At 63.4% G+C, this 8,046-nt stretch carries 11 protein-coding genes; 1 reads left to right on the top strand and 10 read right to left on the bottom strand.

What is annotated here, in order from left to right; translation table 11 throughout:
• Window positions 1–103: 103 nt before the first annotated feature.
• Window positions 104–856, top strand: a complete 753-nt coding sequence (locus ABD172_RS14775; RefSeq protein ID WP_344310908.1) for a hypothetical protein — start codon at window positions 104–106, stop codon at window positions 854–856.
• 916 nt (window positions 857–1,772) lie between these two features.
• On the opposite strand, the gene ABD172_RS14770 is transcribed toward ABD172_RS14775, so the two are convergent.
• From ABD172_RS14770 to ABD172_RS14725, 10 genes are all read right to left on the bottom strand, one after another.
• On the bottom strand, window positions 1,773–1,904 hold the full coding sequence (locus tag ABD172_RS14770; protein WP_344310907.1) for a hypothetical protein: 132 nt from the start codon (window positions 1,902–1,904) through the stop codon (window positions 1,773–1,775).
• 410 nt (window positions 1,905–2,314) lie between these two features.
• On the bottom strand, window positions 2,315–3,154 hold the full coding sequence (locus ABD172_RS14765) for a phage major capsid protein (RefSeq protein ID WP_344310905.1): 840 nt from the start codon (window positions 3,152–3,154) through the stop codon (window positions 2,315–2,317).
• A 155-nt stretch (window positions 3,155–3,309) separates the two neighbouring features.
• The gene (locus ABD172_RS14760; protein ID WP_344310904.1) at window positions 3,310–3,747 is read right to left on the bottom strand and encodes a hypothetical protein; all 438 of its coding nucleotides are present in this window, start codon (window positions 3,745–3,747) and stop codon (window positions 3,310–3,312) included.
• Window positions 3,737–3,970 (bottom strand): hypothetical protein, encoded by a 234-nt coding sequence (locus ABD172_RS14755; protein ID WP_344310902.1) that lies wholly within the window; start codon window positions 3,968–3,970, stop codon window positions 3,737–3,739. Before ABD172_RS14755 ends, ABD172_RS14760 begins: the two co-directional genes overlap by 11 nt.
• Entirely contained in the window at window positions 3,963–4,232 is a 270-nt protein-coding gene (locus ABD172_RS14750) for a hypothetical protein (RefSeq protein WP_344310900.1), read from the bottom strand. Before ABD172_RS14750 ends, ABD172_RS14755 begins: the two co-directional genes overlap by 8 nt.
• Before the next feature lie 171 nt (window positions 4,233–4,403).
• Window positions 4,404–6,095 (bottom strand): hypothetical protein, encoded by a 1,692-nt coding sequence (locus tag ABD172_RS14745; protein ID WP_344310899.1) that lies wholly within the window; start codon window positions 6,093–6,095, stop codon window positions 4,404–4,406.
• The gene (locus tag ABD172_RS14740) at window positions 6,092–6,361 is read right to left on the bottom strand and encodes a FliH/SctL family protein (RefSeq protein WP_344310897.1); all 270 of its coding nucleotides are present in this window, start codon (window positions 6,359–6,361) and stop codon (window positions 6,092–6,094) included. Before ABD172_RS14740 ends, ABD172_RS14745 begins: the two co-directional genes overlap by 4 nt.
• 82 nt (window positions 6,362–6,443) lie before the next feature.
• Window positions 6,444–6,722, bottom strand: a complete 279-nt coding sequence (locus tag ABD172_RS14735; RefSeq protein ID WP_344310895.1) for a hypothetical protein — start codon at window positions 6,720–6,722, stop codon at window positions 6,444–6,446.
• Entirely contained in the window at window positions 6,719–7,471 is a 753-nt protein-coding gene (locus tag ABD172_RS14730) for a hypothetical protein (protein WP_344310893.1), read from the bottom strand. The genes ABD172_RS14735 and ABD172_RS14730 overlap by 4 nt, the downstream gene beginning before the upstream one ends.
• A 282-nt stretch (window positions 7,472–7,753) precedes the next feature.
• Entirely contained in the window at window positions 7,754–7,984 is a 231-nt protein-coding gene (locus tag ABD172_RS14725; protein ID WP_344310891.1) for a hypothetical protein, read from the bottom strand.
• Window positions 7,985–8,046: the final 62 nt, after the last annotated feature.

Raw genomic sequence — 8,046 nt, 5'->3', positions numbered from 1 at the left:
CCTTCAAATCCTGAACGCACGTTCACTGTCTACGAAACCCGGGACTTGACACGTCGTCGACTGGCAGTGGTGCGACCGGGAGTCCACTACCTCGTGGACCGCGTTGATCGAGCGAATCCCGGCCCCGGACATCGCCGTCGTCGACGGCAACGGCCCCTGCCTGTCCGTGATCAAGAAGCACTGGCCCGACACGAAGGTCCAACGCTGCTGGTTCCACATCCGGCAAGGCATCCACAAGCACCTGACCCGCCGTCCCGTCCTGCCGGCGAACAGGGAGCTCCTGGCACTGACGAAAGCCCTCATGAAAGTCATGACCATGGACGAAGCCGCCGCGTGGACCGGCCAGTTCACCGCGTGGGAAGCGAAATGGGCGAGCTTCCTGAAGCAACGCACCCACGCGACCTCCCCGGGTGCCGTCCGCCCGTCCACGGCCTCGCCGAAAGCCTCCTGGTGGTACACGCATCTACGGTCTCGACGTGCTCACGGACTGTTGGCGAAGGTCCTCCGAGCCGGGCACATGTTCACCTGGATCGAGCACGGCAGCCCGGAGGCACCGGTGGCGTCGACGACGAACGCTCTCGAAGGAGGCGTGAATGCCGGTGTCAAGAACCTGCTGCGGAACCATCGCGGGCTCACCGAGGAACACGCAGTACGGGCGGTCGACTGGTTCCTGTGGCACCAGACAGCCGATCCCACCGACCCGTGGGCACTTGCGCGTCCCGAGCACTGGACGCCACCACGACGAAGACGTCAGGCAGGCGGCGACGAGCCGATGGGACCGGTCGAGTACGACTCTGGATTCAGCTGGGAGGACGGCAACGGCATCCAGCAGGGATGGGGAGGCCGAACCCGGTGACACACCCGGGCTGTACACACATTTTGAGCATTAACCCGTGACACACCCGGGCTGTACACACATTTTGAGCATTAACCCGAGGTCAACGCCAACGCCCTCAACTGGGCTCAGAACGCCGACAAGGCCCGAACCCCAGCCAACGATTCTGTTGGCAAGGGTTCGAGCCTTGTGCGCGGGGTGGGCCCCGTGGGGATCGAACCGGCGCGGAGATGCAGGCAGTGCGAGCATTCCCCGGAAACAAGGCTCAGTGAGTCATTTCGTATAACGGGGAATCACTGTCGATGCGGCCAATATGCGGCCACTGGGCGGCCGCCGGAGACAGACATGCAAGAGGTCCGCGGTGTCGTGACCAGGTGCAAGAGGTCCGTCACGAAGAGCATGACGGCCGCACGGTCAACTTGACCACGAAGACCAGCAGCCTCAAGCTGACACGGACTTTCTCCCGGACCCGGGAAAAACCCTCCGGCGATCCCAGGAAAAGACCGCGGGCCAGTCGGGGGATGGAACAGGTGCGGCAAAGTGCCGCACCTGCCCCGGACGCGGTCCCGGAGTTTGTGGACGCCCGGACCGGTGAGATCCATGACGAGCCCGCACCGATCCCGGTCCGCACGGTCACCGGCCTGGACGGGAAGACGTACCGGCAGCCGGCGTCCGCCCGAACGCCGAGGCGCCCAAGCACTGACCCGAGGCCGTGCCGAGAAGTCGGTCGGGTCCGTGAGGCCGCGACCGGCAGCAGCTCGCCCGACTCCCGGGAATCGAACGCACGTTCGATGTGCGAAACCTACAAACAAAAGGCGCGTAGCACGCCTGTCAAATTTCGGATTCCGACAACACGTTACGAAACTCGTAAGGTGATGGATTGGCAACAAAAATGCCCCGACGCCATCATCGGTGTCGGGGCTCAGGGCAGCGGGCGTCAGGCGGCGTCCGTGAGCCTGTCGATGGCCGCTCGCGCCGCCGTGCGCGGGATGAGGACGTAGCGTTTCGTCGTCGCGGGGGACGAGTGCCCGAGGATGTCCTGGAGCACGAACAGGTCCACGAGGGGCACCCAAGGCTCCTACAACCGAGTTATCCACAGCCCTGTGGAAAAAGCCGGAGATAGATATCTCAGCGCCCGGTGGATGAGCGGAGGGGGTAGGGGTGCGGGAAAGGTCCCCTGGGGGTGCAGAACGGCACAGGAGGCGCGTGGTGTCCTCCTGTGCCGTTCGGGTGTTTCTGTGGCCTACAGCGCGTGTTTGAAAGGCACCGGGCATGGAATGTAGATCCGCACTCCGTGTCGTTTCTTGATCTTCCACGAGTAGCCGGCTGGTGGTTTCGGGTCAGGGTTCCCGTCCGTGGGAGTCGAGAAGAGCGTCGTCATCCCGCCCTTGGTCGTTCCCTGCAGTACCCATACGGTCCCGGCCGGTGGTTCTGGTGCCTGCTGCCGGGGGCCTACAGTCACTGTCGAGACAGTATCCATCAGGCTGCGGTGCCGACAGTGAAGGTGCCGAGGCGTTCGGGGTGCACGACTCCCCAACCGGTACGCCAGGTGGACCGCAGGACAACCGAGTCGGACGTGAACGCGGCGTGGTCGCTGGATGCCACCTTGACCTGTCCGACGGAGGAGAGCACTGCGGTCGTATCGACGATGAGTCCGGTGTTCGGGGTCATTGCGTTCGTGACGACGACCGGCAGTCCGAACAGTCGTCGTTCACCGGCTTCGACTCCGGATCCGAGGAGCGGCTGCGCCGAACCTGTGCCGGCCTTGATCTTCGACAGGTATGCCCACGAGTCGGGGCCGAGGACGATAGCAGTGGGAATGCCGTCGAGTTCCTCGAGTGCTGCGAGGAGGTCGGTGATCGGGTCGAGATTGTCGGTCACGGCCGTCCCGGTGGTGATGCCGGCAGTGTTGAGGATTCCGGTGGGTCCGGATTCTCCTGCTGTGGGGGCGGGGGCGGTGAGGAAGTCCTCGTTGGACTTGCGGACGATGGCTCGCGCGACCGAGGTGGAGATCATGTCCGGGGTGCGGTCCTGCGAGAACATCTCGTTGGAGAGCTGCGTGAGCAGCGCGATCTTCCGTGTCGGGATGAGGAGTTCGGCGAGGGTCGGGTCGCTCTCTTCGATCACTGCGCCCTCGGGGACCGAGGTGGCGGATGCGTCGTCGACGTATGCGACACGTACGACCGGGGCGTCGCCTTCGACGGTGCCTGCGACGGTGGAGAGCTGATTGATGAGCGCCTCGGGGACGGCGTCGGCGGGAGCGAAGGCGTATTCGTCGGGTCGCCATGCTGCGGCTGCGTTGGGGGTGTTGATTGCCATGGTGGGTTCTCCTGTTCTCGGCGGGGAAACCACAAGGGCACCCGCGCCTCAGATGTGTTGTCTGAGATGCGGGTGCCCTGCACACGCTCCATAACGCTTTTCCGGCCCTGCCGGGAAACGCACTTCGATTATACCCTAAGGGGTATTTGCGTGGGTTAGTGGCGTTGTGGTTTGAACGCTGAGGAGAAGGTGCGTTTCGGTGTCCACTCCTTGTTGCCCAAACCCTGCCGGGGGACCGTGAGAACGTCCGCGGGCGGGAATAGGTGAGGTTTCGTTTCTCGGAGGTTCAGCATTGTCTCGGTGAGGTGTTCCTCGTTGAGCGTGCCGGCTTCCGTGAAGTAGTCCTCGGCGGTGGTGCCGGTGAGGGCGAAGAAGTCGTCGACGTCGGCGGGTTTGAGTGTCCCGTGCTTCGTGCGGACCCCGGCGCCGAGCACGTTCCGCAGGAGTGCGTCACGGGCGACCGAGAGGGAAGCCTCGGCGTTCTTCGCGCGGATCCGGTACTTCGCGGCCTGCTCGGTCGCCCGCTTCACGTTGGGTTCGTCCGACTCCGGGGGTGTCGTGGTCTCGGTGTCGGCGGTGGTCTCACTGGTCATCGTCGGTTCCCTTCGATTCGAGTTCCCGCAGGCGGTTGAGCGCTTCGGCGAGGAGTTCTGAGTGCTTGGTGATCTCCTCGGCCTGAGCTTCGAGCACGGTGGAGATTTCGAGAGCTTTCGTCGCGGTGGAGTGCACGACGTCGGTAGTAGCCGTGATGCGCTGATCGAACCGATGCAGGATCGCGGCGAGGTGCTCAGGGTTCGTCATGTCGTATTCAGTCATTCGGGGCCTCCGGGTGCGGTGTGGTGAGGAGCATGTTCTCGAGCATTGCGAGCCGTGATTCGGTGTTGTGATTCGCGTTGACGAGCGAATTGAGAATGTCGGCGTGATTGTTCAAACCGTCGTTGATGACGAGCGTCGTGCGCTTCTGCTTTTCGAGGTTAACGACGTTGGTATTCACGAGGAGTTTGACGTTCTCGGTGAGTGCTTCGATGCATTCGGCTAGGGCGAGAAGCTTGTTCTCGAGTTGATCGGTGTTAGTCATGAGGATTGTTCTCCTTGAGGGATTCGAGCGCACGTCGGATGAGTCGGAGTTCTTCTCGGAACGCGGCGAGGTCTGAGCTCATCCGGTCTGTTGTTCGTGCTGTTTGCGTGATGCGCCGGCTTTGCGATTGCAGGATTTGAGTGATCATGGCGAGGTCATTCGTGGAGGGAGTCATGCCGCTCCTCCTGAGAACGGGCTCGTTGCCACAATGTCGTCGTGAGTCGGGTGCACGTCGTAGAGATCGAATGATCGCGCCCGGTCGAATGGGTCATCCTGAGAAGGTAGGGAAACGTCCCCTGCAACACCTGCAGTACCGGCATCAGCCTGAGAAGGTGAGGAATTGCCCCCAGCAACACCAGCATCACCGGCGTTGACTGCATGTGTTGCCGGTGTTGCTGGCGCTTGATTCCGACCTTCTCTGTCCGACCTCGGCGGGGTGATGGTCCACCGGATCGTTCCCCGACGGTCCTTCTCGTGCTCGATACTCCATCCCTGGCTGCGTAGTGAAGGAGCGGTGCGCTTGAGCAAGGTGGTGACACCGGTCGGTGTCCTCGGCATTCCTACGCGAACGCGCCCATGGTCGTCGGGAGCTGCGATTTCCTTGTGCAGCTCCGAGGCGCTCTGCCCATGCCAGGCCTGCCCGTACTCGGCAAGGGAGGTGAGGAACGGATCGCCGGCCAAAGCATCGGCGGCCATGGAACGCGCCTGCTCCGCATACCGCTCGAGTGCCTTCGTCCCGTGGATGCGGTCCAACGTTGCGACGATGAGAGCGAAGTCGGCCATGCGCGGGGACGACGACAAGTGTGTGCTCGGTCGTTCTCGGAGCACGGCCGACACCTCATCGAGAAGCGATCCGAGTATGCCGGGCCATGCTTCCGCCCATGCGCCTGAGAGTTCTCGTTCGGTCCGGCGTTCGTCCTCGGCGATGACGTCGAGGTCGACGAGGATCGTTCGTTCGGCGAGGTCTCCGCGCATGGCCCCCATGTCGATTCCGTTGAGCACGATGGCGCGTCGGAACGAGAACACAGCAACTCCACCATCGGTGTAGAGCTGTCGGCGCACGTCGCCGTCTCCTGTCGCTGCTCGGCACAAGGAATCGGAAAGCCAGTCCTTCACATCGGAGAGATTGTCGAGTCCGACGACCCAGGACGATGCTGCTGCGGTTACCCACCCCTCAGCGTCCTTCGGGGCTTTACGCAGTGGCACGGGGGAGGGGTCGACGAGGTTCACGACCGTTCTCGAAGCGGAGGACTTTCCGGTGCCCTGTTCTCCGAGGAGTGCGAGGACGGGGTGCGGAATAGTCGGGTCTCCGAGGGCTGAGACGAGCCATGCGAGCACGAGCGGTCGGTCGTTCTCTGCGACGTTGAGGATCGACCACAGCTCGTTGAGGTTCCCGCCCCGCTTGGGTGTGGGCAGTTCTCCGGTAAGTGCGGTCCTGCGGAACAGGACAGGCACGTTCCTGTCGACGATCTCCCACCCGTGAGGGCTGATCCTGACGGCTTCCTCGTTTACCGTGCCGAGGTCGATCCACACGTCACCGGCGTGTTCGGCCACGCGCAGATGTACGGGCCTCGGCGGCGCCTCCTGGGCTTCTCCTTCGAGAGCGAGCATTGCGTCAGCAAGTGCGGACTGAGACGCAATCTTGCCGTGCTGAGCCCTGTACGCCTTGGCGAGTTCGGCTCGGAGTGACGACCGCCCGCCTCGGAGCATCCGAACAACGTGCCCGCCGGGAAGGGGGAGCGCGTAGGGGTCGCCGGTATCGGTGACGCCGAACTGATACCGCTCGAGAGCCATGTCGACAAGTGCGGCCGCGGTCGACTTGCTTTCAGTGTTCGCGGGCGCGCCGGTGTCGATTTCCGTCATGCCGCCTCCTTGACTTCGTGCAGGTGATTCTTCGTCTGCTGCCAATGCAGAGTGCTGCCGATGACGTCCCGCACTCGTTCGTCGAGGTGCAGGCGTACGGCGAGGGCTGCGGCGACGTGCTCGGCGAACTGTTCATCGGAAGCGGCCGCGTGAGCGGTGCCGGCGTCGAAACCGCGTGCGTATCCCGCTTTGAAACCGTCGAGCTGCCCGAACCGGTAGGCGTCCCTGCGGAGGGCGAGGATTTCTTGCAACGTCCACGTGTTCACCGGGGGTCCTCCTGGTGCTCGAAAAGGAACGCGAGGAGCGCTGTGGTTGCGATGAGGACGAACGCGAGCAGTGTGAGTCCGTTCATCGGGTCATCGCCTCCGCTGCCTTCATGTAGGCCTCGAGGGCGGCGACCAGAGCGTCCTGGTTGGCCCACGTGATCACGCCGGGAGGGAGGGTGACGGGGATATCCGCCTTCCGGTCCCAGATGCCGGGAATGTCGTCGTGGGTGTCGATCTCGGGATACTCGCCGCGGGATTCGATCTCGCACGAATAGCAGGAGGAGGTGTTCGTGCACACGGTGATCGCCTGGAACCGGGGCTGGGCGGTCTCTGCGGGTGCGTTGTCGACGAGTCGGATCATCGGGTGACCTCCTTCATGAACTGCTCTGCGTCCTCGGTGATCTGACGCATGAGCCCGGGAACGTCCTCGAGGTACACCCCGACAGTGATCGCGTCCTTGGACGGGTCATGGTTCGGGATGTGCACGCACAGGAAGCGTTCGGAGGGTTCGCCGGCGTCGAGCGGTCGGTTCTCGAACATGTAGGTGGTGAGCTTCCCGGATACCCAGTCGGATTTCCGAGGTGCGCTGCGGTGCGTTACCGCGCCGTTCTTCACGATGTCGTTACCGGTGCACCACTCGGGGCACGTGAACGCGAACGCGGTGTGCAGGGCGTCTTCGTACTCGGTATACGTGTCGCGGAGGAGCCCGGAGAGCACGTCGCGCTGCTCGGCATCCGTCGTCGAGTCGCGGAGTGCCTGCAAGGTGTCGATGCGCTTGCGGAGGATCCCGGTTTCGGAGTCCGGGTGTACCTCGGCATCGGTGACAGACTGCAGGTGTTGCAGAGGGTGATTTCCGACTTCCTCAGGATGACCCCGGTCCTCCTGAGAGTCCTCGTGACGTGAGTCCGCGCTCGACTGCTCCACGTTGTTGAGCTCGTGAAGCCGGGCGTAGATCTCGACCCGACGACGGTCTCGGGCGGGCGTGCCGCGGGTGCCGGCGAGGGCGTCGGCGCGGTCGAGTTCGTCCATCTCCTCGTTGAGGGCGTCGATCTCGTCGGCCGGGGTCATGGTGTCGGGGGTAGTCTTGATGGCAGACTTCTCAGCGGTCATCGCTTCTCCTTCGTAAAGGTTGAGGTGGTGGTCGATTGGCCCTCGGTGTCGTTCTTGGCGGGATGAGCACCGGGGGCTTCTTGCTGCCGTTTCCGGCAGACGGGGCCTGCATGGGACTTCAGTGATGTGGTTTCGGTAAGGGCGGCCCCGCAGTGCTTGCAGCGGGTGGTGAGAGCGAGCCCGAGAGTTGCTGCTCGAGCGCGAATCTCGTGAAGCAGCGCGTCGGTCGCCGCAGTGGATGGTGTGCGGTCCGGGGCGTCCCGCAGAATCGGCCGGCCCATGTCAGGCGGACGCTTTCTCGCCGGTGCGTTCCTGCAGCCGGCTTTCTTCCCAGTCGAGAACGTCCTGCACGCGGTAGAAGACTCTCCGACCCGAGTGGAAGAACTTTGGTCCAGTGCCCATGTAGCGCTCCTGCCGGACTGCGTTCTTCGTCTTGCCGTGTCGGGCCCTGTACTCGTCTTCGGTCCAAATTCCGGAGTTCGGTTCCATTGCTCCCTCGCTTTCAAGGTTCATGATTTGGTGTTACATGAAAGAGGATGCAGCACACTCGGGCTGATTGTCAAGTGTCATGAAAG

The sequence above is a fragment of the Brevibacterium samyangense genome, from assembly GCF_039529845.1.
In the GTDB taxonomy this organism is placed as follows: Bacteria; Actinomycetota; Actinomycetes; order Actinomycetales; family Brevibacteriaceae; genus Brevibacterium; species Brevibacterium samyangense.
This window is presented reverse-complemented; position numbering and strand designations above follow the sequence as displayed.

Bases quoted from the DNA above. Each gene is read 5' to 3' on its own strand.
- ABD172_RS14750 (WP_344310900.1), bottom strand. From the start codon at position 4,232: ATGACTAACACCGATCAACTCGAGAACAAGCTTCTCGCCCTAGCCGAA.
- ABD172_RS14745 (WP_344310899.1), bottom strand. From the start codon at position 6,095: ATGACGGAAATCGACACCGGCGCGCCCGCGAACACTGAAAGCAAGTCG.
- ABD172_RS14755 (WP_344310902.1), bottom strand. From the start codon at position 3,970: ATGACTGAATACGACATGACGAACCCTGAGCACCTCGCCGCGATCCTG.
- ABD172_RS14735 (WP_344310895.1), bottom strand. From the start codon at position 6,722: ATGATCCGACTCGTCGACAACGCACCCGCAGAGACCGCCCAGCCCCGG.
- ABD172_RS14725 (WP_344310891.1), bottom strand. From the start codon at position 7,984: ATGAACCTTGAAAGCGAGGGAGCAATGGAACCGAACTCCGGAATTTGG.
- ABD172_RS14765 (WP_344310905.1), bottom strand. From the start codon at position 3,154: ATGGCAATCAACACCCCCAACGCAGCCGCAGCATGGCGACCCGACGAA.
- ABD172_RS14730 (WP_344310893.1), bottom strand. From the start codon at position 7,471: ATGACCGCTGAGAAGTCTGCCATCAAGACTACCCCCGACACCATGACC.
- ABD172_RS14760 (WP_344310904.1), bottom strand. From the start codon at position 3,747: ATGACCAGTGAGACCACCGCCGACACCGAGACCACGACACCCCCGGAG.